Genomic DNA, 24,157 nt, shown 5'->3' with positions numbered 1-24,157 from the left:
TGGGAGAGAAGCTATTGTTGCGACGGGTAGATGCCGTACAAGGCAATGATGTAGCTCGTCGCCAACACGGGCTGAATGTTGAGGTGCGGCGCGCTGCTGCCCACCGGGGTAGTTTGGCCAGTCACGGAGCCGGGGGCCAGGGTGGCATTTGCCCCCCCAGATGGGCTGGCGTATTCACTTGTTCCATTGCTCCCGAACTGGTTGTTGTCGGGCGTATTGGCGGGCGTGCCGCCGTTCATCGCGCTGATGGAGCTGCTGACCGGGTGCGCATGCGTCGCCATGTTCAGGGTGGTCAGCGTCACGCTCTCCACGCCCGCACTCATTCCCATTGGGTAATTGGTACCCGTAGCGGCCACGCCCTGGCCTACCACCACCCGGCTTTGCAGGTTGGGCAGGGCAAAGGTCGTTTGCCCGTCGCCGCCGTAAGTCGTGCCGACCAGCTGAAACAGCGCGGGGTTTTCACTGATACTGACCAGGCTGCCGTTGCAGAACGCCCAACCTTCCGGGGCGAAGTTGCCGGCAAAAACGCGGATTTCACCAACGTAGTTATCCATAAGAAAAGCTGCTTAAAAGTCAGGGGTTAGGAACGGGGCGGGAAAACGCCCACCAGGCAGATGATGTAGTTCATGGTCAGGTAGGGCATCATGTTGCTGTGCGCCTGCCCGCCCCCGCTTGGGCTGGAAGTGCCCTTGATAATGCCCTGGCCCATGGTTTTGCTGCCGACTTCTTCCCCGTACTGGTTGACGTTTGTTGTAGCCAGAAAATTATTGCTGGGGCTGGTATTATCCGCTGGGCCGTCAAAGACCGGCAGCGTGCCGTTGATGGAGTGGAGGTGGGCCGGAATCTGCGTCATATCCAGCGTGACGCCCTCACTGCCTACGGCCGCGCCCCGCGGGTACGTCGATAGCCCCGGGCCCTGCCCCGCGTTGACGATGGCCCGGCCGCAGAGGTTCGGCAGGGCGAAGGTGGTCGTGCCATTGCCGCCGTACGTCGTGCCCAGAATCGAGAACAGGGCCGTATTCGACCGGATTTGCATAATCTGGCCCTGGCATAAGGCCCAGTTCTGCGGCGCGAAATTGAACCCGACGGCGCGGATTTCGCCTACGTAAGCTTCCATGTAAGAATGAAGTGAAGAGGGTGAAAAAGTAGAGAGAAAAAGATTTTGCCGGGATTAAAGCAGTGAAAGTGACGGTAGCAGCATGATGATAGCAGCCCAGCAATGGGCGCTGCCCCCGCAGTTGCATCAAGTGCTTCCGGTTTGCGAGTAGCCACCTGCTTTCATAGCGTCTGCAAAATGATGCAGTCGGCTTCAGCTTCGCAAGGCCCGGGCATCCCCTATTTGAGGTATAGGCCGGGCCGGCAATGGCTGCCTGGGCACCGGCTGAAAGCGGTTAAAACGTAGTGCTTTTTCATTGGGAAGTGCATTGAGGGAGAAGGAAGGATATGCAAGAACCACCCGTTGCAACTTGCATCAATAATCCACCAGACAAGGCTTTTTTTCCTAAAAACGGGTGTAGACAAAGTGTGTACACATTTTTCAAATACCTGTCATTCAATGGTTTATTTTTTCATTACGGCTGTTAATACCGCCAACCAGACGCCCTCGCTTACGGAGTGCCACCGGCCGTGGCGTCGCGCTTCGCGGCCCGTCGCTCCCAGTGTCGAATAAGATGGTAGTGGCCGCCAGCAGGGTTGCGCATAGAGGCGTGGCAACCTGAACCAGCCTTGCGGAAGGCGCACAAAGCACCGGCGACGAATAAGCGAACGGCCACCAGTTCTGGCAGCGAATGTCCCATCGGGTTGCACCATTCCGGGCGCGTCGACCCGTTGCGGTACGGGGCCCGGCAGGCACAAAGCAGCGCACCACCGGCAGCGGCTTAAAGATGACTTGCAGAGTGGGTAGCCTCATGCGAAAGCAACGGTGTGGAGCGTAGAAATGACGCGATGCGGAACCGCAGCGACTTGCCTGTGAAAGCAAAATCCACATAAATGTAGTATGGATTTTTTGCTTTCATATATTAATTTACACGAATCTGGCAAATTCACTCCGTCTTGACAAAAATAGTCAAATTGGCGACGAAATTCATTAATCGCCAGTTGAACTACTGTATCCAGCCGTTGAAGTTATTCTATGGCTGGTACGCTGGCAACTTCATACAGCAGAAGCCTGGAATCGGTATATCAACACCTAGTAGTGGTATGTGCGCTACCCCCCGGCTCATAAGGTCAGCCTGGGCGGCTACACGCGCCGGTCAGCTTGCTCTGTTACCCCTTAAAATCAAAAGTCCCGGCCGCTGACGCGACCGGGACTTTCCCAACGAACCGAACTTGGCTGCTACCCCAGCGCCGTCACGCCGGGCAGCTCCTTGCCTTCCATGTACTCGAGCAGCGCGCCGCCGCCGGTGCTGATGTAGCTCACCTGCTCGCCGAAGCCCAGTTGCTGCACGGCCGCCGCCGAGTCGCCCCCGCCGATGAGCGAGTAGGCGCCGCCGGCCGTGGCCTCGGCAATGGCGCGGGCCACAAACTCGGTGCCCAGCGAGAAGTTGCTCATCTCGAACACACCCATCGGGCCGTTCCAGAGGATGGTTTTGCTCTGGCGGATGATGTCGGCGAAGGCTTCGCGCGACTCAGGGCCGAGGTCGAGACCCATCCAGCCGTCGGGGATGCTGTGGTTGCTGGCCACGTCCACGTTGGCATCGTTGGCAAACTTGTCGGCGATAAGCGAGTCGCCGGGCAGCACCAGGTTCACGCCCTTGTCTTTGGCTTTCTGGATGAGCTGGCGGGCCAGGTCCACCTTATCAGCTTCGAGCAGCGAGCTGCCCACGTGGCCGTTTTCGGCCACCGCGAAGGTGTAGGCCATGCCGCCGCCAATGAGCAGGTTATCAACCTTGTCGAGCAATTTTTCGATGATGAGAATCTTGTCCGAAATTTTGGCCCCGCCCATGATGGCGGTGAAGGGCCGCTCGGCGTTTTCGAGCACCTTTTTGGCGTTGTCGATTTCGGATTGCAGCAGGTAGCCGCCCACGCGGTCGTGCGGGGCAAAGTTGTTGGCCATCACGGCCGTGGAGGCGTGGGCGCGGTGGGCGGTGCCGAAAGCGTCGTTCACGTACACGTTGCCGAGGGCGGCCAGCTTGGCGGCGAAGGCCGGGTCGCCGGCTTCTTCTTCCTTATAGAAGCGCACGTTGTCGAGCAGCAGCACCTCACCGGGCTGCAGGGCCGCCGCTTGCTGGGCAGCTTCGGCCCCGAGCACGTCGCCGCCAAACTTCACCTCGCGGCCGTACTCCTGCGAGAGGCGCTGCACCAGGGCTTCGAGCGAATACTTTTGCTCGAAACCGCCCTTGGGCCGGCCCAGGTGCGACAGCAGCACCACCGAGCCGCCGTCGTTCAGGATTTTCATCACCGAGCGGGTGGCCATGCGGATGCGCGTGTCGTCGGTAATGCGCAGGTCTTTGTCGAGCGGCACGTTGAAGTCGACGCGCATCACGGCGCGCTTGCCGGCGAAGTTGTAGGTGTCGAGGGTGTTCATGTTGATAGGTTCGTGAGGTGGTGGTTGAAAGAGGAAGCGGCAGCGGCCAGCGGGTGCCGCCGGGCCATAGCCTGGGCGAAAGTACGGGGGAGTTGGCGGCCGGGTGTATCTTGGGGCACACCTTTTTTTCGTGCTGCTATGCCATCTCGCCGGAAATTTCTGCACGCTTCCGCCGCCGGCCTGGCCGGGTTGGCGACCGCGCCGCTGGCCGGGGCGGCCCTCCCTCCTGCCCCGGCCCAGGGCCGCCCCGTGGTGATTTCGACCTGGGACGCGGGCCTGAACGCCAACCGCGGCGCCTGGAAAATCCTGGGCCCCGGCGGCTACGCCCTCGATGCCGTGGAGGCCGGTGTGATGGTGACTGAGGCCGAGCAGAACTGCTGCGTGGGCCTGGGTGGCAACCCCGACCGCGACGGCATCGTGACGCTCGACGCCTGCATTATGGACGATAAGTACAACTGCGGCAGCGTGGCCGCGCTCGAGCGCATCCGGCACCCCGTCAGCGTGGCGCGGCGCCTCATGGAGCGCACCCCGCACGTGATGCTGGTGGGGGCCGGCGCCCAGCAGTTTGCCGTGGCCCAGGGCTTCGCGCTGGAGCCGGCGCAGCTGAGCCCCGATGCTGAGAAGGCTTACGCCGAGTGGTTGAAAACCAGCCAGTACAAGCCCATCATCAACATCGAAAACAGCAAAATCCGCCCCACCGGCCCGGTGGGCGGCCCGCAGAACCACGACACCATTGCCATGCTGGCCATGGACGCGCAGGGCCGGCTCAGCGGCAGCTGCACCACCAGCGGCATGGGCTTCAAGATGCGCGGGCGGGTGGGCGACTCGCCCATTATCGGCGCGGGCCTGTTCGTAGACCCTACGGTAGGCGCGGCGGCCGCCACCGGCCAGGGCGAGGACGTCATTCGCATGGCCGGGGCGCACACCGTGGTAGAGCTGATGCGCCAGGGCCGCTCGCCGCAGGCCGCCTGCCGCGAGGCTGTGGCGCGCATCGCGGCCATCAAAGGCGCGCAGGCGAAGGATATTCAGGTGGCCTTTATTGCGCTGAACGCGCAGGGCGAATCGGGTTCGTTTGCGCTGCAGAAGGGCTTCAGCTACAGCCTGAGCACGACCGACACACCGGTGCTACACGCCAGCGAGTTTTTGTTGAAATGAGCCGGTCCGGACTTTAGGCCAGCGGGCTGGTTGTTGGGGGCGCGGACTACAAGTCCGCGCTACGGGTTCTTACCTTTGCTGCACTTATGAAAATCGGTATTTTTTTCGGGGGCACTTCGCGCGAGCGGGAAATTTCCTTCGCCGGCGGCCGCACCGTGTTTGATAACCTGGACAAGGCGCTGTTTCAGCCCGTGCCCATCTTCGTCGATAGCCTCGGGCAATTCATTCTGCTCGACTGGCAGTACATCTATAAAGGCACCATTCGGGACTTCTACCCGCCGGTGAGCTCGCAGCCGCCGTCGCTGCACCACTTGCAGGTCTACATCGAAAGCCTAGGCGAGCTGAGCCACGACGAGCGGTTTGAGGCCATTGCCAAGGTGGGCCGCAAGATTGACGCCGAGCAACTGCCGCTGCTGATGGATTTCGCCTTCCTGGCCCTGCACGGGCCGGGCGGTGAAGACGGCGCCATTCAGGGCCTGCTGGAGTGGCTGGGAATTCCCTATTCGGGCTCCGGCATTCTGCCCTCGGCGTTTGGTATTGATAAAATCGCGCAGAAAAACCTGCTGAAGGCGCTGGGCCGGCCCACGCCCGACTTCCGCGTCATCACGGCCGAGGAGTGGGACCGCACCGACCACGCCGCCACCCTCGCCTACCTGGTGCGCGCGCTGGGCCTGCCGCTGGTATTGAAGGCACCCCGCCAGGGCTCGAGCATCGGCGTGAGCATTCTAAAAACGGATGATTTGGCCAAGTTCGAGGCCGCCATCGAGCGCAGCCTGTTCCGCAAAACCCTGACGCGGGCCGACTGGCAGCGCCTGGGCGCGCAGGACAAAGTGGCTTGGGTGCAGCACCTCACCGACATCCGCGAAGGTATCGGCCTGCCCGTGGTGCTGAACGAGCAGTTTGGCCCCGCCGCCATCGACGGCCCGGCCGACGACTCGCAGCTGGCCGAAGCGCCCGGCACCCAGCAGATTTTCCACCCCGAAACCCTGCTCTACACCCTCGACCAGGTATTCGAAACCGCCGAAACCATTCGCCTGACCAACGTGGACGGTGAAACCCAGGTGCTGGTGGAAAGCTTCGTGGCCGGCCGCGAATTCTCGTGCATCGTGGTGGAAGACCCCGACGGCCTGCCGCTGGCCCTGCCGCCCACCGAGATTGTGAAGGGCGAGGAGATGTTCGACTACCGCTCGAAGTACCTGCCCGGCCTGGCCCGCAAGGTCACGCCCATCGACTTGCCGGAGGACAAGATTCAGGAAATCCGCGAGGCCTGCGAGGAGATGTTCCGCACGTTCGGCTTCCAGGTGTACGCCCGTTTGGACGGTTTCGTGGGGCACGACGGCCGACTGTTTTTGAATGACCCGAATACGACTTCGGGCATGCTGCCGGCTTCGTTCTTCTTCCACCAGGCGGCCGAAATCGGGCTGAACCCTAGCCAGTTTCTCACCTACCTCATTCGCACCTCGCTGGCTGCCCGCCGCCGCGCCGGCCTGCGCCCGGTGAAATTGGGGACGCTGCTACAGCAGCTCGACGCAGCCGTAGCCGGCCGCCAGCACGAGGCGACCGAACGCATTCGCGTAGCCGTAATTATGGGCGGCTACTCCTCCGAGCGCCACATTTCGGTGGAGAGCGGGCGCAACATTTATGAGAAGCTGAGCTCGTCGGCCAAGTACGCACCGGTGCCGGTGTTCCTCACCGGCTCGGCGCAGGAGCACAAGCTCTACGTGCTGCCCGTGAACGTGATGCTGAAGGACAACGCCGACGACATCCGCGAGAAGATTGAGCACGCCGAGGCCGGCGAGGCCCCGCACCCCATTCTGGCCCGCATTCGGCAGGAGGCCAGCATGATTACCAGCACCTACGCCGGGCAGGCGCTGGCCCAGCCGCGCCGCATCTCGTTCGAGGAGCTGGCCGGGATGGTCGATGAAGTCTTCATTGCTCTGCACGGCCGGCCTGGCGAGGACGGCGCGCTGCAGCAGGAGCTGGAGCGCTTCAACTTGCCCTACAACGGCTCGGGCGTGGCCAGCAGCAGCGTTACCATCAACAAGTTTGAAACCAACAAGCGCCTGCGCGAAGCCGGCCTGTTGGTGGCCGAGCACCGCATGGCCAACAAGCTGGAGTGGCAGGCCGACGCCGAAAGCTTCTACCGCGCGCTCGAAACGCAGTTCCCCTACCCTTTCATCGCCAAGCCCGCCGACGACGGCTGCTCGTCGGCGGTGAAGAAAATCAAGAACCGCGCGGAGTTGGAGGCTTTCAGCCAGCTGATTTTCCGCACCGAGGAAGACCTGATGCCCGGCCCGGCCGAAGTGCTGAACCTGGGCTTCAAAGAGGAATTCCCGCGCAAGGATGCCTTCTTGGTCGAAACCCTCATCAGCCGCGACGGGGCCGCGCACTTCCTCGAAATCACCGGCGGTTTGCTGACTTCGTATGATGAAGACGGGCAGCTCGACATCGAAGTATTCGAGGCCAGCGAGGCCCTGGCCACCGGCGAGGTGCTGAGCCTGGAGGAAAAGTTTCTGGCCGGCGAAGGCCAGAACATCACTCCCGCCCGCTACGACGTGGACCCGGTGGAGCGCCAGCGCATCTCGAACGAGGTGAAGGCCGTGCTGCGCCGCGTGGCCGAAGTGCTCGACATTCAGGGCTACGCCCGGATTGATGCCTTCGTCCGCGTGCGCCAGGAGGGCGAGGTAGAAGTGCTCATCATCGAGGTGAACTCGCTGCCGGGCATGACGCCGGCCACCTGCATTTTCCACCAGACGGCGCTGGCCGGCTACACGCCCTATCAGTTCATCGACCGGATTCTGGAGTTTGGCAAGGCGCGGGCGGCGAAAGCCGTTTCAGTCAATTAGAACGTCATGCTGAGCGCAGTCGAAGCATCTCTACCGTGCAACTAATCCCATTGATTGGGTTTACTATTGCGGTAGAGATGCTTCGGCTGCGCTCAGCATGACGGGCTTTCTTCTTTCAAATAGCTTCTAGCTTTCCCCCAATGGCTTTCCTCACCTCCAATACGCCGCTCGACGTTGTGAAGCACCTCGTGCTCATTGCCGTGGCGGGCCTGCTGCTCGTGCTGGGCTTTTTCTACGTGTACCTGCCCGTGAGCACCCACCACGGCGAAACCATCACGGTGCCCAAGGTGACGGGCATGAACGTGGCCGACCTCGAAGCCTACCTCGACGAGCGCAACCTGAACTACTTCGTCGACGACTCCAGCTACAGCCCCAACATCCGCCCCTTCACGGTGCTGGTGCAGGACCCCGCCCCGGGCGAAAAGGTGAAGGAGGGCCGCAAAATCTACCTGCAGGTGAGCATGAAGAACCCGCCGGTGATTAAGATGCCCAAGCTCACCGACGGCTCCTCGAAAAACGCCATGCTCATCCTCAAAAGCTACGACCTGGTGGTGGGCCAGATTCAGCTGGTGCCCGACCTGGCCTCGGGCGCGGTGCTGAAGCAGCTGGTGAACGGCAAGGAAATCGCGCCCGGCGCGGCCATCGCCAAAGGCACTAAGGTGGACCTCGTGGTGGGCGACGGCCAGGGCAACCAGACGTTTGCCGTGCCCAACCTCATCAACATGCCCGAAGACGAGGCCGTGACCTTACTCGTGGGCCAGGGCCTGCAAAAAGGCGAAGTGTTTGAGCAGCCCGCCGAAGACGGCCAGACGCGCGGCACGGTGGTGCGCCAGCGTCCTGCCGCCGGCCCCGATGCCACCATTCGCATGGGCCAGCTGGTTGATATCTGGATTGCGAAGTAATTGGCCGCTTTGGCCGGCTGCAATGTTCCGCCGCAAGGGGCGCGAGGCGCAGGCCGCGCGCCCCTTGCACTTTTTACCCCGCCTCCGTCGTTAGCTCCCCAAACCTTAGCCCTATGCTGACACCTTTCCGCTCGCTGCCCCGCTTGTTGCCGCTGTTATGTGCCCCACTGCTGTTGTTGCTGCTGCAAGCGGCTCCGGCCACGGCGCAGGTGCTCTCTTCGGGGCCGCTCACGGCCGACCCGGGCCGGGCGCAGTACGCCCCCAGCGCTACCCTACAGGCCCAGTACCGCACGGCGGCGCTCAGCCTGCCGTTTTTTGATGATTTTACGACCCCGCTCGAGGGCAACCCCAGCTCCAAAAACTGGCTGCCCAGCGGCGGGGCATTCGTGAGCAACCGGCTGGCGTTGCTGCCGCCCACCCGCGGCGCGGCTACCCTCGACGGCCTGCGCGCCAACGGCCAAGTGTACGGGGCCAGTAGTTTCAACGGCCCCATCGATTCGCTGACTTCGCAACCCATCAACCTGGGTAACCTGGGCACCAGCGACCAAGTGTACCTGAGCTTTGCCTGGCAGGCAGGCAACATTGCCGCCGTGCCGGGGTCGAACCGGCCCGGCAACCCCGTGCGCCTGGAATTATTCGTGAAAACCAATACGGGCACCTGGGAGAGCAAGTGGTTTTACAACGCCGTGAGCCGGCGTACCGGCTTCAGCCAGGTGGTTATCGACCTGAACCAGACCAAGTACCTGCACGGCGACTTCCAGTTCCGCTTCGTGGCCAGCGGCAACCCCGGCAGCAATTCCGACACTTTCAGCGTCGACTATGTGCTGCTTGACCGGAGCCGCAGCCGCGGCCTCACCGACACGACTTTCACGGACGTGGCCACCGGCGCGGGCCTGGTCGGCAGCTCGCCCTCGGGTGGGTTGCGCAGCCCGTTGCGCCGCTTCACGGCCATGCCGGTGTGGCAGTACAACGCCGCCAGCCCGCCCAGCAGCGAGCTCAACCCGCGCCTGGGGGTGAACGTGAGCAACCTGAGCGGCACGGCTTCGCCCTTGTCGGTCGATGTAACGGGTACCGTGCGTGACCTGACGGCCGGCACCACCATCGGCTCCTGGCTGCAAACCTCGACGCTGGTGCCGGGCAACGCGCGCCAGTCGCCCATTACCGGCTCGGCGGCCAGCCAGCCGCTGCCCGTGTCGGCCACGCCCAAGCGCCTGCGCTACACCCTGGCGTTGAACTCGCGCGAAACCATTCCGCGCACCCTCGCCAATGATACCATCTTCCGCGATGTGGAACTGAACAACTACTACGCCTACGACGATGGCACGGCGGAAAACACCACGTTCCTGCTGCCCTACCCCAACGGCCCACAGCTGGCCATTGCCTACCGCTTCGATGTGAACCAGCCCGACTTTGTGCGCGGCCTGCGCCTGGTGCCCGTTTTTACACCCGATGACACGGGCAGCCGCCAGGTAACCATCAGCGTGTGGGGCGACAAGAACGGATTGCCCGACGATGCCAACATCCTGCGCTCGAAAACCTACGTGATTCCGGCTGCTTATCCGGCGGGCTGGAAATACTTTCAGATTGATTTCGACCAGCCCGTCCCCGTTTCGGGCACGTTCCACGTAGGTTTTTCGCAGCCCAGCACCGGCCGTACCCTGCCCTACGGCCTCGACCTGAACAGTACGGTTCCGCCGCGCCACCTCTTCGCCCGCAGCAATACCGGCCAATGGGATTCCATTCGCTACCAGGCGCAATACGGAGCCCCACTGATGCGCCCGGTGATGACCAACAACGTGGCCACCGCCACTACTCCGGCCGCCGAAGCGGCGGCCTTCGCCCTCTACCCCAACCCGGCCCACGGAGCAGTGCGCGTAGCCGGCCCCGCCTTTGCCCGCGCCGCCGTGCTCGACGCCGTGGGCCGCGTGGTGTGGCAGCAGCCCGCCGCCGAAGCTGGCCAGTCGCTGCTAGCGCTGCCCTCGCTGCCGCCGGGCGTGTACCTCGTGCGCCTCGCGCTGGCCGACGGCCGCACCGTGGCCCAACGCCTGCTACTGGAATAATCAGGAAAATAAACGAGCGTTATGCCGCGCGTAGCGAAGCATTTCTTCCAATTCATAAACACGAAAAAGGCCCGCCGGACAATCCGGCGGGCCTTTTTCGTGGCTGCTTAAGCTTCGCGAGTCGCTTAGTTAGCGGGCATCAAAACCGTGTCGATTACGTGAGTAATGCCGTTGCTCGACGCCACGTTGGGGATGGTGACGGTGCTCATGCCGCCTTTGGCGTCTTTCAGCATCACGCTGTTGCCGCTTTTCATCACGGTCAGGGTTTCGCCTTCTACGGTGGTCAGGGTTTGGCCATTCTTCAGGTCCGAAGCCATCAGGCGACCGGGCACCACGTGGTAGGTCAGTATTTTGGTGAGCGTGGGCTTCATTTCGGGCGTCACCAGCGAGTTCACGGTGCCGGCGGGCAGCTTATCGAAGGCGGCGTTGGTGGGCGCGAATACAGTGAAGGGGCCGGCGCTTTTCAGGGTTTCGACCAGGCCGGCGGCTTTCACGGCGGCCACCAGCGTGGTGTGGTCGGAGCTGCCCATGGCGTTGTCCACAATGTCCTTGTCGGCCGTCATCATTGCGCCGCCTACCATCACGCCTTTGCCCATGCCCATGGAGCCTTGCATCGGCTTGGTTTTGGCTTTCATTTTATCGCCGGCATCCGACTTGCCTTTCACTTTCATTTTGCCGTCGTCCGCCATTTTGGTTTTGGTGGTCATGCCGTCGGCTTTGGTTTTGGTCTTTTCGTCGTCGCCTTTGGTTTTCATGTCCTGGGCAAACGCGGGGGCCGAGCAGGCAACGGTGAGGGCGAGGGCGGTGAAGATGGTTTTCGTGTTCATGGGGTGAGTGTTGAGGGTGAGAGTATGGTTGAGCTATACGGCCAAAGCGCTGTATTTGGTTTTTTATTCACCCAACCCCTTCATCCTCTGCTCATAAATCAGCTCCGCCCCTTACCGGCGCGGCTTCGACACGGAGAACGGCGCATCGGCGGGCGCGGTGCCGCGCCCGGTATTTGGCGCGGGCACCATCTCAAAATCCAGCGTCGCCCCCTGCACCAGCGCCGCGTGGCTGAGCCAGTTGCGCCCGTACGCCTGCCCGTTGAGCCGCAGCGCGCCCACGTAGCGGTTGGCGGCCGAGTTCTGCGGCGCGTTCAGCACCACGTTTTTGCCGGCGGGCAGGTGCAGCGTCACCTTCGGGAAAAGCGGCGCGCCCAGCACGTACTGGTCAGTAGCCGGGCACACGGGGTAGAAGCCCAGGGCCGAAAACACGTACCAGGCCGAGGTCTGGCCGTTGTCTTCGTCGCCGCAGTAGCCGTCGGGCGTGGGCTTGTAGAGGCGGTTCAGGGCCTCGCGCACCCAGTATTGGGTTTTCCAGGGCTGGCCGGCATAGGCGTAGAGGTAGAGCAGGTGCTGCACCGGCTGGTTGCCGTGGGCGTACTGGCCCATGTCGGCAATCTGCATCTCCTTGATTTCGTGGATGACCTCACCGTAATACGAGTCGTCGAAAGTGGGCGGCAGCCGGAAAACCGTGTCCAGCGTGGCCACGAAGGGCTTGCGGCCGCCCATCAAATCCATCAGCCCCTGCACGTCGTGAAACACCGACCACGTGTAGTGCCAGCTGTTGCCCTCCGTGAAAGCGTCGCCCCACTTAAAGGGGTTGAACGGCGTCTGGAACGTGCCGTTCTGGTTGCGGCCGCGCATCAGGCCCACTTTGGGGTCGAAGAGGTTGCGGTAGTTCTGGCTGCGCTTTTCGTAGAGCTCCACTTCCTTTTTGGGCCGGCCCAGCGCCCGGCCCATCTGGGCAATGGCGAAGTCGTCGTAGGCGTATTCGAGCGTGCGAGCCGCATTTTCGTTGATTTTCACGTCGTAAGGCACGTAGCCGAGCTTGTTGTAGTAGGCCACGCCGGCGCGGCCCACGGCCGTGAGCGGGCCGGCGTTGTTGGCCCCGTGGGTCAGGGCTTCGTAGAGCATCTGTGCGTCGGCCCCGCGCACGCCTTTCAGATAAGCGTCGGCCACCACCGAGGCCGAGTTGTTGCCCACCATCACATTGCGCAGGCCGGGACTGCCCCACTCGGGCAGCCAGCCGCTTTCGCGGTAGGCATTGGCCAGGCCCTGCTGAATCTCGGTGTTCACGTCGGGGTACACCAGGTTCAGGAAAGGAAACAGCGCCCGGAATGTGTCCCAGAACCCCGTGTCGGTGTACATAAACCCAGGCTTCACCTCGCCGTTGTAGGGGCTGTAGTGCACCGGCTGCCCGGCCGCATCCAACTCGTAAAACTTGCGCGGAAACAGCAGCGAACGGTAGAGGCACGAGTAGAATGTGCGCATCTGGGCATCGGTGCCGCCTTCGGCCTGCACCCGGCCCAGCGCGGCGTTCCAGGCGGCGCGGCCCTTCTGCTTCACGGTTTCGAAGTCGTCGGTGCCGATTTCGTTCAGGTTGCGCTCGGCCTGCTCGGCGCTGATGAACGACGAGGCCACCCGGCACTGCACCTGCTCGCCCTTCTTCGTTTTGAAACCCAGCACCGCGCCCACGTGGGCGGCCGTGGCCTCCAGGGCGGCGGCGTCCAGCACCTTGTCCTTGAAAACGTGGGTGTTAGCAAAGGGCCGGTCGAACTGCACCACGAAGTAGTTGCGGAAGTTGGCCGGCACGCCGCCCCGGTTCTTGGTGGTGTAGCCGATAATCTTGTTCTCGGCGGGCAACAGCTTCACCATCGAGCCTTTGTCGAGGGCATCGAGCACCACGTAGGCGCTATCGGTTTGGGGGAAGGTGAAGCGGAAGCGCGCCGCCCGCTCGGTGGGGGCCAGCTCGGTGGTCACGTCGTGGTCGGCCAAGTACACGCGGTAATAGTAGGGCGTGGCGGTTTCGGCCTTGTGCGAAAACCAGCTGGCCCGGTCGTCCTCGGCAAAGCGCAGCTTGCCGGTGAGGGGCATGAGCACGAACTGCCCGTAGTCGTTCATCCAGGGCGAGGGCTGGTGCGTCTGCTTGAAGCCCCGGATTTTATCGGCCCCGTAGCTGTACTGCCAGCCGTCGCCCATTTTGCCGGTCTGCGGCGTCCAGGAATTCATGCCCCAGGGCCGTGAAATGTCGGGGTAGGTATTGCCGTTCGAGAGGCTGGGCTTCGAGTCGGTGCCCACCAGCGGGTTCACCCAATCCACCAAATCGACCGTTTGGGCCCGGGCCGGGCCGGCGGCCAGCAGCCCCGCGCCGGCCAGAAAAATCAGGGTACATCTTGTCATCATGGCGGTAAAAGTACACGGCTGATTCGCTCAGGCCCGGGGTCGGTTTTTTATTCGGGTTTGGGCGAGGAAGGCCGGCGAAGGACGAGCATTTCTTCTGTCTTCTGTTGTGGCAACCAGCAACAGCCGGCATCACCTTCACGCCAAATTGTTCCGGAGCTGCTTCGAAGCCGCACGGCGGCCCGGCGGCCACTGCCATTGGGGTCGTTTACATTCGTCCGCGGCTCCTTGCAATAACTCGCCTGCGGGCCGCTACCGGGGCCGCCCGGCAGCCGGCGGCAATTTCAATCCCAGTTTGTGCCAAAGCTGCCAGATAAAAAATTCGATTGGCAGTCAGGCAATTGCGAAAACTGTCCATACTTTGTCTATGCTCGGTTTTTGGTGGCTGGGCAAGCACGGGCAAAGGTTTGCGTCGACAACCTGCCTAACCTCAGCTAATGGAAAAACGAACCCTGCATTTCAGCCTGCCGCACGTGCCGGAGCAACGCGGCCTGCTGCTACACGCCAACCTGCGCGACTATGCCCTGCTGCCGCACTCGCCGGCCACTCGCTTGCGGGCCGGGCAGCAGCCTACCGAAGCCTTCGGCAGCCCGCCCCCGCCCGACCTCACGCACTACATCGACCAGCTGGAGCTGCCCGGCACCCGGCCCAGCCTCCTCTACGTGACGGCTCCGGCCCTGACGGCGGCCCACGGCCAACCGGCCCGGCAGCTGCTGGCCATGAAAATTCATGTGCCGGCCGCCGGGCGCGCGGCGGCCCGGGCCCGGCACGAAGCCGAGCGCGCCGAGGCTGCCGCGGCCGCCGAAGACGACGCGGGGGAGCTGCCCGACTTCCGGCGCTATCGGCTGCGTCGGACCACGGGGCCGACCCTGCGGACGGCCAATCAGTCGCACCTGGATACGGCCATCGCCCTGCTCTTCAAGCACCCGGAGCTGCTCAACCTCAGCCAGGAAAACGAAGGGGAAGTCCCCGCCTATATCCTGGATATTATTGAGGATGCCATTGGCTACGACGGCATGGTGCTGCCCGATACCATTGGCAAGCTGGGGGCCGCGTGGAAGAAAAGCGTGCCGGTGCTGGACGAACCCGGGCCCGACGGCGCCCGCCGGCAGATGACGACGCCGGGTGAAAACCCCGGCGACCCGCCCGTGCTGCTGTTCTCGGACGAGCTGGTCCCCGCCGTGAAAGCTGCCCTGGTGGGCCCGCTGCGGCTGGCCCTGAAAGAAGTGAAGGACTGCCAGTTTCTGCGGGGCCAGCAGTGGACGGTGCAGCCCGGCACCGTGGGCCAGGAGCAGCCCGAGCGCCACGCCACCGGCGAGGCCATGCTGCGGGCCACCGGGGCCAGCCACGCCTTCAAGTGGAGCCTTTCGAACCTGACGCCCAGCGCCGGGCTGGCTATCGACCCGCGTGTGCGCTACGAGTCGGCCCCACGCAGTGCCGAAGGCCGCTGGCAGGCCGAGGGCCTGTGGTACGATGAACAGCAGCCCGCCGCCACCCGCCTCACGCCCGAGCTGGCGGCCAGTTTCGCGGCGGGCCGGCTCGTGCTGCTCATCGTGACGGCCAGCTACCCGCAGGGGCTGTTTCGGGTGCCCTTGGTGCCCGCCGCCGCGCCGCATGGAACTGGTTCGACGGTGGAGGTGAACCAGAAAAGCACTGCCGGCCAACCCGACGCGGCCGTGCAGGCCCGGTTTGAACTAAGTGAGGACCGCACCGCGCTGACCTGGCGGTGCCAGGGCCAAGGCCTGGGCGACAACGCCAGCGCCGCGCTGCACCTGCGCACCGACGACGGCAGCACCCGGCCGGTGTACGACCTGGACCTGCGCAACGAATGCAACGACCAGTACGACGGCACACTGCACGTGACCTGCACCAACCACTGGCTGCGGCACCTGGGGGCCTACGTGCAGTTTCTGGACGGGGCCGGCCAGCCGATGACGCCGCCCGACTGGGACGACCAGCTGCCCGGCTGGGTGCCCAATGCCTTTCAGCGCAACAAGACCAAGAAATTTCTGGACATCCTGCCGCCCGTCAACATGATGTGCGGGATTCCGGTGCAGTCCGACCCCATCGTGCTGCGCATTCCAATACCCAAAGGCGCCCAGGCCATTCGCCTGCTAACGGGTGGCTTGGGCACCGGCGAGTACGACGAAGACGTGTGCGGGGCGGGGGTGCTGATGACCGCGTGCATGGAGCTGGCGCTGCCCTTGCTCGTTCTCACCCTGGGCTCGGCCATTGCCGATTCGGCCGTGGTGAACCGGATTATCAAAAATAAGCCGGTGTTTTACAGCATTCTGGCCGTTGGGGCCGGGGTGGTCGGTGCCTTCACCGGCAAGGAAATCAACCGGCGGGGCAACTCGGAAATTCCGCTGCTACAGGTAAGCAACGCCCTCGGGCCGCTGCTGCTGAAAACCGGCCTGAAGAAGTTTATTGCCCAAAAGGCCACCGAAGGAGCCGCCGCCCGGGCTATTCCGTTCGTGGGCCTGGCCTTTCAGGTGTTCGGAGCGGTGGTCACGGTGGCGAGCCTGGCCCAGACCACCGTCGCCATCCTGCAGTCGCCCTTCTGCTACCGCACCGACATCGGCCGGGCCATCGACCTGGAGGTGGAGCTGACCCCAGACCTGCGCTTCCACAAGTTTCCGTCGCTGGCCCGGCGCTACCGCGTGCTGGTGACCTACGACAAAAGCGCCACCACCCAACTAATGGAAGGCGTGCTGGACGGCCGGCCGCGTAGCGAGCCCATTCGGGTGCTCTTCCGCGACGTGCCGGGCGGGGGCCGGCTGAAAGTCTTCGTGTTTATGTACGCCGCCAACGGCTGGCAGGCGGGCCAGGGCGAATCAGGCTGGCTGCGGGCCGAAGGCAATGCCGACGCCCTGCTGCGCGTGCCCGACCTGCGGGTGACGGAAAACGCCATTCCGCTCACGACGGCCTCCGTGTACACGCACCTGGCCAAGCTGGCCTACCAGCACGGCCGGCACGTGTGGCTGGCCGATGCCCTCGCTCCCACCGCCACCCCGGCCACCCCCACCGATGCCCGCCACCAGGTGCTGCGCCACCTTAGCATCACGCTGGCCCAGGCCCCGGCCGCGCTGGGCTACTGCTGGCAGGCTACCGGCCTGAACCTGCCCCGCGACACCAACCCGGCCGGCCCGCCGACGAACGAGGCCCTGTACGCGCTCCAGAGCATTTCCATTCTCGAAGACCCCGAGCGGGGCTATGCGGCCGCCCCGGTGGGCTACAGCCAGCCGCCGGGCCTGCTCTACGACCTGGGCACTTCGGACGAGGGCGAGGGCCGCAACTTCTTCATCGAGGGCTTGCCCAACGGCGAGTTTCACCTGCGGCGGCTGCGCCCGGCTTTCGATGAAGTGGCCCGGCAGGTGGTGCCGCCCGTGTTCGCGGCCGGCTCCGACGAAAGCTGGGGCTGCTTCCCCGTCAAGCTCGACCGGTACGTGGTGCATCCGCAGGGCTGGGTGCTGGGCCTGTCCTACGGCACGGCCAAGCTGTTCATGTGCCGGCTGCCGGCCGCGGCCCGCCCCAACGACGAGGCTCCCAAAGCCAGCCTGGCTTCGGGCGAAGGCGTGCGCGAAGGGCTGCTGCTCAACCCCAGCGCGCTGGCCATCGGGCTCGACGGGGCCGTGCTGGTGCTGGAAAACCAGCGCGTGCAGGCCTTCGACCTGCACGGCAACCCCGTGCCGTATTTCCGCGACCCGCAGCAGCCCGACCAGAAAATCAGCACCCTCGCGCTCAATCAGCCCAAGGGCACGCAGTACCTCGACCTGGCCGTGGAAGGCAAGGGCTACCTCTACGTGCTGGCGCGCCAGGGGGCCGGCCGCCGGCCCGAAGACTACCGCCTCACCATCTACACGCCCGACGGCGAGCTGCTGGTGACGACCCCGCGCATGGCCGCCGACAAGCTCACCGTGGGCCTCGACCGCAGCGTGTACACCCTCAACTACGAAGTGTTTGAGGGGCCGAACGGCCGCACCGAGCCCTCCATCAGCCAATGGATTCCGCCGGCCCCGGCGGTGTAGCCGGCGCCTGCCGTGCGGCGTTTTCTTCTCTTTTTTAATCAATTGTGCTTCTGCATTATGCCCGATTCCTCCCAACTTTCCATCATCGGCACCTACTCCGGCGGCTGGTTTCTGACGGCCGACCATCCGGTTGACCACTACCCCCGCTACATGGTCTGGTCAGACCAGGCCGAAGCAGACAGTAACGTCGTTTTTGACAATAACATCGCCTTTGGCCCCGGGCCGGGCCACGGCGCGGCTTTTTTTCCGGTGGCGCTGTATCGGCTTGGCGGCCAAAGCGTGCAGCTCCAAGCCGTGGGGCAGGATGCCTGGCTCTGCCGGTCGGGCACGAACATGTACTGGGGCAACGAGCCCATGACCCTGGAGTGGATTGAGGCCGACGATTACATCCGGCTCGAATGCCGGGATGGCGACATTGTGTTAAAAACCTGCGCCAACCCGAAGGGCGAAGCGGTGCGGGGTGGCTGGCAGGTGGCCGACCGGGCCAGCCAGCCGGAGCTGCGCCTGCGCCACGTCAATCTGGTAACCGGGCAGGGGTACCCGCCGATGTACCTGTCGCCGGAGGAGCTGCGCAGCGGGCGGAATGAGGGAAAAGTTAATTTCTTTGACCTGTTCCTGCTGGGTGTCGACCTCACGCGCGCCCAGCTGTCTCACGCCAACTTTACCCGCGCCACGCTGCGCAACGTAACCCTCACCGAAGCCAGCTTGGAGGCGGCGCAGTTTCAGCAGGTGGTGCTTAGCCGGGCGGGCGAGGCCAGCATCTGCCGTTTCAACGGGGCCGACCTGCGCCAGGCCAACTTCGCGGGTGTGCAGGCCGAGCGATGCCGCTTCGATTGGGCCAACCTGCTGGAGGCCAATTTCCGCGGGGCCAAGCTGGCCGGCGCTGACTTCGGCGGGGCCGACCGCACCCGCACCGACTTCACCGAGGCCGACCTGACGGGGGCCATCATGTACCAAGGCCTCGTCGACGGCGCGATTTTCGTGCGCAGCCAGCTGGCGCGGGCCTCCTTCGCCGGCACCCGGGTGCGCGGGGCCAATTTCACCGAGGCCGACCTTACGGATGCCCAGTTTCAGGGCACCGTCTTCTTCGTGCCCGGCGAACCGATGGCCAGCCTGTTCACGAAGGCCACCCTGCGCCGGGCGCGCTTCGATGGGGCCGACGCTTGCATCAGCGTTTTCGACCAGGCCGACCTGCGGGAAGCCCATTTTGAGGGGGCGAAGCTGAACAACGCCAGCTTTTCCGGCTCCGACCTCAGCCAGGCCAGCTTTGTCGGGGCCGAGCTGCTCTGGGCGCTGCTGGACCGCACCGTGCTGACCGGAACCGACTTCAGCCGCTGCACTTTCCGGGCCAACTGGCCCCTGTTTGCCGATGCCACCCTGCGCGGCACCATTTTCACCGAAGCCAGCCTGATATCGGCGCAGTTTCCGGGGGCGGTGCTGAGCCGGACGGGCGAGGCGGAAATCTGCCGCTTCAACGGGGCCAACCTGGCCGGGGCCAACTTCGCCGGCGCGCAGGCCGCGCGCTGCCGCTTCGACTGGGCCAACCTGCGCCAGGCTAATTTCCGCGGGGCGCAGCTGGCCGGCGCCGATTTCGGCGGGGCCGACCGCACCGATACCGATTTCATCGAGGCCGACCTGACGGGGGCCATTATGCACCAGGGCGTCATCGACAGCGTGGCCTTCGCGCGCGGCCAGCTGGCGCGCACGTCCTTCGTGGGCACCCGCGTGCGCGACGCCGATTTCACCAAAGCCGTCCTCACCGAAGCCCGTTTTGAACGCGTACAGGCCGAGTGCTGCCGCTTCGGCGAAACCCAGCTGCAGGGAGCCACTTTCCGGGAAGCGACTTTGTCAGAAGTCGATTTGCGGAATGCCGACCTGACGGGAGCCGACTTCAGCCAGGCCTCGTTCCGCCAGATTCAGATGGCGCGGGCCGTGCTGCACAACACCGTGTTCGAGCACAGCAAGCTGCACGGGATTTCCTTCACCGAGGCCTACCTGAACGGGGCCCGGTTTTCCTTCGCCGAGCTCTACGATGCCCGCTTTGAAGGCTGCGTGCTGGGCCAGCAGAACGGCTTAACAGCCTGCTGGTTCAATGCCGCGCTGCTGCACCGGGCCTGCTTCGATGGGGCGGAGGCCAACGGCTGCCGCTTCGACTGGGCCAACCTGACGGAAACCAGCCTGCGGGGGGCCAACCTGCAAGGGGCCAATTTCGGCGGGGCTAATCTAGCGAAGACTGATTTCACCGGGGCCGACCTGACGGGGGCCAACTTCGAGCGGGCCGCCCTGCACGGGGCCATTTTTGAGCAATGCAAGCTGGCCGGAGCGGTGTTCACCGATGCCCACGGCGAGGCGGTTCGGTTCGGCCACACCGATTTGAGCCGGACCCAGTGGGTGCGCACCCGGCTGGCGGGGGCCTCCTTTGTCGGCAGCACCCTGGCCCAGGCCGTGTTCGACGCGCCCGACCTGGGCGGCTGCGACTTCACCGGCGTCGACTTGAGCACCGCCACCGTGGTCGACGGCCGCCGGCCGCTCATGGGCCGCACGGTGACTGACCGCACCAACTTCACCGGCGCAAAGGTCAATTTCGCGCTGCTGGGCCTGGACTGGAGCTTTCTGAATCTCACGAAGGCCGAACTCAAGGACGTGCCTACCGTGACCGGGACCACGGTCAGCTCTGACGGGAAGAAACCCTGGCAGCTGACGGACCTCAACGCCGCGTCGGTCATTCTCACGGGCGTGGAGCTGACCGACGCCGTGCTCGACAACGCTAACCTGCAGCAAGCCCTGCTCCAGGATGCCAACCTGAACGGAACCAGCCTCGACAACGCCAACCTGCGCGGGGCATCCCTGGAAGGCGCCCTCCTGAACCGGGCCTCCCTGCTGAACGTCGACCTATCGGGAGCCGACCTCTCGAATGCGCATATGCGGCAGGTAGAGCTGTCGGGGGCCAGCGCCCGACTGACGGGAGCCACCATGCTGAACACGGACCTGACGGGCGCTTACCTGCTGGCCACCGACTTCTCTGGCATCAGTGGCCAGGCCCTGCAAGGGTGCAACTTTGGGGGGGCCTGCCTGGTCAATGCCAACTTCACCGGCACAACGGTCAGCAAGTCCGGCAAAAATGCATCTTCCTTCTCGGGCGCCTGCCTGCAAGGGGCTAACTTCAGCAGTGCCAAGCTGTTTGGCGTCGACCTATCCTACGCCGCCGTCGCCCTGGAATCCGGCGAGATGCAGATAACCCGCCGCGGGAAGACCCGGCCGCAGAAGTACAAGCCTACCACGCTTTCCGACGACATGACCGATGCCACCACCGCTTGCCCGTCGGGCCAATTCGGCCCTTGCGAAGGTGAAAAAATGGAATCGGAGCGGGCCCCCATGCACAAGTGGCCTTCGCTGCAAATCGCGCAGCTGCTGGGCCTTGCTGATGCCACGCCCGAGCCGCCCGCAGCGCGGTAGCAGGCGGTGGAAAGGCGAACGCCGTTTCAACCAGCATGTTCGTCCATTTACTGTCCACCTTCCGCCAACAGCACAATGCATCATGCCCTGACAGCCAATGCCACAAAGCACCGCGGCTAAATGCCCTCCAGCTACGCAACAGGCGTGTATGTGGGGCGCGTGGAATATTCAGCCGTGCGCTGGGCACCGAAATAGGGCACGGCCAGCTTGGCCACCAACAGCCACTCGCTTTTTGTGCGTGGCTGTTGGTGCTTGACCAGAGAGTTTCTCAGGTGAATGTGGGAAAGCGCCTTGCATACTGCCAAGAATGTGCAGGCACCGATTGGCAGTTGCCCTCTTTAACTTGCACCGAAGGCCCTATCACCCCAGCCCCGCAAGCCCTGCCATGACCATCGACGAGCTAGCCAAAGACATCCCCCGGATTCTGCAACAACACGGGCTTCGGGACGTGGGGTTCGACACCGAGTGCATTTACGACCTGGGCGACCTATCGACGCTGTTGCGCATGATTATGTCGGAAATTTATCCCGACAAGCCCATTCAACTTCACGAAGAACTCTCCCCCGATAAACAGTATTTCGTTGCCACGCTCACAACCTCGGACGCCGTGGTCGTTTTTCGTACTCACGCCAACGATGACTGGTTGGCGGACCAATTCTTTGAGGCATTGGAGAACCTGCCAACGGCTCTCGGCTCGGGTGAAAAACTGTACAGCATCAACCCGGCGGTTGGGTTAACAGGGCAGGAAGCCTGGTATTTCTGCGGAACCGAAGCCCAGCTTGTAGCAGCCCGGCAAGCTGGGCTACCGCTGGTTTTTCCGGGGGAGGATTTTATGGAAACCGATGAATTCAAGAAATACGTGGGCGATTAGGTAGTTCGTGCCTCGCCGCGATATGGCCTGTGCCCTCCCCTGCCCAGTGCCCGGTTTGTGGTGGGCAATGGCTGTATTCGCTGCAGATTACGCAGTGAACAGATTGCAGTGGAAGAATGAAGCATGCGGCTGGGCGCCAGCCATGTTTGAACGTCTGAACAGCCACAGGCCTCCGTTGTGCTAGTGGTCCAGCCAGTGCTTGAATGCCGGTGCGCGGCCGGCGCTCACGACCAGCATTTCCTCCGCTGCCGCAGGCGCTACCTGCAGCACCAGGCGGCCCTTGAAATACGGTCGGATTTCCTGCACCGCGCCGATGCTTAGGATAAACTGGCGGTTGATGCGAAAGAAATTCCGGGCATCCAGCTGGCCTTCGAGCTGGTCGAGCGTGTCGGGAATGATGAACCGCTTGCCCGCGTGGGTGACGAGGAACACCACGCCCTCTTCGGCCAGAAAATAGGCCACATCGTCGACGGGAATTGCCTTCAACGCCTGCCCCGCTTTTACCAGGAAGCGGGCACGGGGCGTGCTGTGCACCAGGCGCTGCACGTTGGCCACGGCGGCCGGCCGCGTGGCGGGGTGCAGGGTTTCGTACTTCAACAGGGCCCGTTCTACCTCGGCGGCTTGCAGGGGCTTGAGCAGGTAGTCCACGCTGTTCACCTGAAAGGCCTGGATGGCGTAGGCGTCGTAGGCGGTGGTGAAAATGACGGGCGCGCCCACCGCCACCTGCCGGAAGATGTCGAAGCTGTTGCCATCGGATAAGTGGATGTCGCAGAACAGCAAATCGGGGGCCGGCTGCGCGCCCAGCCACTCCACCGCTTCTTCCACCGAGCCCAGCGCCGCCAGGATGCGCGCGGCGGGCCGGTGGCGGGTAAGCAGGGCGGCCAGCGCCTGGGCCGCCAGGGGTTCGTCTTCGATGATAACAACGTTCATGCGGCGGGGGTAGTTAGAAGCGGGAGGCGAACGACGAAGGCCTCCGCCGTGGGCACGATTTCTACGGGGCGGTCGGTCAGGTGCTGGTAGCGGCGCTGGATATTTTGCAGGCCCAGACGGGTAGAGGGCACGGCGTCGGTACGGGGCTGGCGGTTGTTTTCGACCACCAGCCGGCCCTCGGCGGCCGACACTTTGATAATAAGCGGCTTGCGCGTGGTGGAGCCGTTGTGCTTGATGGCGTTTTCGAGCAGCATCTGTACGGCGGTAGGCGGCACCAGGGCCTGCTCCCAGGCCGGGGCAATGTTCCATTCCACGCGCAGGGCCGCGCCGAAGCGGGTCTCCATCAGGCTGGCGTAGGCGCGCACCAGCGCCATTTCGCGGCCCAGCGGCACCAGCGGCTGCGCCCCGGAATCGAGCAGGGCGCGGTAGACGTCCGACAGCTGGCCCAGAAACTGCACGGCCCGGTCGGGGTCGAGGTGAATGAGCGAGCCAAGCACGTTGAGACTGTTGAACAGGAAGTGCGGGTCGACCTGATTTTTCAGGGCTTCGAGCTGCGCCTGGAAGGTTTCTTTTTGCAGCTGCGCTACCCGCACCAGTTCCTGCGCCAGGTTCTTGCGGCTGTGCTCGCGCTCCACGAAGTAGTAGAAGAACAAGGACAGCACCGCGCTGACGGCCAGCGAAACACGCAGCGCCTTGGGTGTGACTTCCGCGCTGGGCACCAGGAAATGCTGCGGCAACGAGAAGAATACCACCCAGAACACCAGGCTGACGAGTACCACGCAACTCCCTTCCAGCAGGGCTTTGGCCGAGGCGGGCAGCCTGGTCAGCCGGTCGGCCCCGAAGACGCGGGCAATGGGCGCATGGGCCCAGAAGGTGGCCAGCAGAAAGGCAAACACCAGCAGCAACTCCTGATAGCCGACCAGCGCGCCCACCCACAAGGTGCCGTACTGGATGAACACCGCCACGTGGAAGACCGCCGTGGCGGCAAGGGCGGCCAGCGCAATTTTTCGAATCATGAGGCCGGATTGAGGCGACGCCCTGCGCCAGGGCAAAAGTCGCGGAAACAAGAGCGCGGGGACAACGGCCCCACGACAATATTACCAGCCCGCCGGGCGAAAAGCCGCATTCGGCCTGCCAATTCACCCGCTTCCTTTCCCGA

The 24,157-nt window shown here is 63.9% G+C and carries 14 protein-coding genes; 7 read left to right on the top strand and 7 right to left on the bottom strand.

Going from position 1 to position 24,157, the window contains the following annotated elements; all coding sequences use genetic code 11:
• Positions 1-11: 11 nt before the first annotated feature.
• The 3 genes from MON38_RS05930 to MON38_RS05920 all read right to left on the bottom strand — a co-directional run bounded on the left by MON38_RS05930 (position 12) and on the right by MON38_RS05920 (position 3,526).
• Complete coding sequence (locus tag MON38_RS05930; protein WP_241935233.1) at positions 12-554, bottom strand: phage tail protein; 543 nt, start codon at positions 552-554, stop codon at positions 12-14.
• 26 nt (positions 555-580) lie between these two features.
• A complete protein-coding gene (locus MON38_RS05925) occupies positions 581-1,117 on the bottom strand; it encodes a phage tail protein (protein ID WP_241935232.1) in 537 nt (178 codons plus the stop codon).
• 1,218 nt (positions 1,118-2,335) lie between these two features.
• The gene (locus MON38_RS05920; protein ID WP_241935231.1) at positions 2,336-3,526 is read right to left on the bottom strand and encodes a phosphoglycerate kinase; all 1,191 of its coding nucleotides are present in this window, start codon (positions 3,524-3,526) and stop codon (positions 2,336-2,338) included.
• 138 nt (positions 3,527-3,664) lie between these two features.
• Between MON38_RS05920 and MON38_RS05915 the strand changes: the two genes are divergently transcribed.
• From MON38_RS05915 to MON38_RS05900, 4 genes are all read left to right on the top strand, one after another.
• Positions 3,665-4,681, top strand: coding sequence for a glycosylasparaginase (locus MON38_RS05915; protein ID WP_241935230.1), 1,017 nt, complete (start codon positions 3,665-3,667; stop codon positions 4,679-4,681).
• A gap of 86 nt (positions 4,682-4,767) precedes the next feature.
• Positions 4,768-7,527 carry a D-alanine--D-alanine ligase family protein gene (locus MON38_RS05910; protein WP_241935229.1) on the top strand — a complete coding sequence of 920 codons (2,760 nt, stop codon included), beginning with the start codon at positions 4,768-4,770 and terminating at the stop codon, positions 7,525-7,527.
• Positions 7,528-7,667: 140 nt separating this feature from the next.
• Positions 7,668-8,429, top strand: a complete 762-nt coding sequence (locus MON38_RS05905; protein WP_241935228.1) for a PASTA domain-containing protein — start codon at positions 7,668-7,670, stop codon at positions 8,427-8,429.
• Between the two features lie 113 nt (positions 8,430-8,542).
• The gene (locus tag MON38_RS05900; RefSeq protein WP_241935227.1) at positions 8,543-10,489 is read left to right on the top strand and encodes a T9SS type A sorting domain-containing protein; all 1,947 of its coding nucleotides are present in this window, start codon (positions 8,543-8,545) and stop codon (positions 10,487-10,489) included.
• A 125-nt stretch (positions 10,490-10,614) separates the two neighbouring features.
• Here MON38_RS05900 and MON38_RS05895 read toward each other — a convergent pair whose 3' ends face one another.
• Positions 10,615-11,124 carry a fasciclin domain-containing protein gene (locus MON38_RS05895; protein WP_422388738.1) on the bottom strand — a complete coding sequence of 170 codons (510 nt, stop codon included), beginning with the start codon at positions 11,122-11,124 and terminating at the stop codon, positions 10,615-10,617.
• 303 nt (positions 11,125-11,427) lie between these two features.
• Positions 11,428-13,716 carry a GH92 family glycosyl hydrolase gene (locus tag MON38_RS05890; protein ID WP_241935226.1) on the bottom strand — a complete coding sequence of 763 codons (2,289 nt, stop codon included), beginning with the start codon at positions 13,714-13,716 and terminating at the stop codon, positions 11,428-11,430.
• A gap of 434 nt (positions 13,717-14,150) precedes the next feature.
• Between MON38_RS05890 and MON38_RS05885 the strand changes: the two genes are divergently transcribed.
• The 3 genes from MON38_RS05885 to MON38_RS05875 all read left to right on the top strand — a co-directional run bounded on the left by MON38_RS05885 (position 14,151) and on the right by MON38_RS05875 (position 22,068).
• The gene (locus MON38_RS05885) at positions 14,151-17,741 is read left to right on the top strand and encodes an NHL repeat-containing protein (RefSeq protein WP_241935225.1); all 3,591 of its coding nucleotides are present in this window, start codon (positions 14,151-14,153) and stop codon (positions 17,739-17,741) included.
• Between the two features lie 57 nt (positions 17,742-17,798).
• Positions 17,799-21,197, top strand: coding sequence for a pentapeptide repeat-containing protein (locus MON38_RS05880; protein WP_241935224.1), 3,399 nt, complete (start codon positions 17,799-17,801; stop codon positions 21,195-21,197).
• A 385-nt stretch (positions 21,198-21,582) separates the two neighbouring features.
• Positions 21,583-22,068, top strand: coding sequence for a hypothetical protein (locus tag MON38_RS05875; RefSeq protein ID WP_241935223.1), 486 nt, complete (start codon positions 21,583-21,585; stop codon positions 22,066-22,068).
• Positions 22,069-22,248: 180 nt separating this feature from the next.
• Here MON38_RS05875 and MON38_RS05870 read toward each other — a convergent pair whose 3' ends face one another.
• The gene (locus MON38_RS05870) at positions 22,249-22,998 is read right to left on the bottom strand and encodes a LytR/AlgR family response regulator transcription factor (protein ID WP_241935222.1); all 750 of its coding nucleotides are present in this window, start codon (positions 22,996-22,998) and stop codon (positions 22,249-22,251) included.
• Positions 22,995-24,014: a sensor histidine kinase gene (locus tag MON38_RS05865; RefSeq protein ID WP_241935221.1), complete on the bottom strand. Its 1,020-nt coding sequence runs from the start codon at positions 24,012-24,014 to the stop codon at positions 22,995-22,997. The genes MON38_RS05870 and MON38_RS05865 overlap by 4 nt, the downstream gene beginning before the upstream one ends.
• Between the last annotated feature and the right edge of the window lie 143 nt (positions 24,015-24,157).

It is taken from the genome of Hymenobacter cyanobacteriorum (assembly GCF_022631375.1).
In the GTDB taxonomy this organism is placed as follows: domain Bacteria; phylum Bacteroidota; class Bacteroidia; order Cytophagales; family Hymenobacteraceae; genus Hymenobacter; species Hymenobacter cyanobacteriorum.
This window is presented reverse-complemented; position numbering and strand designations above follow the sequence as displayed.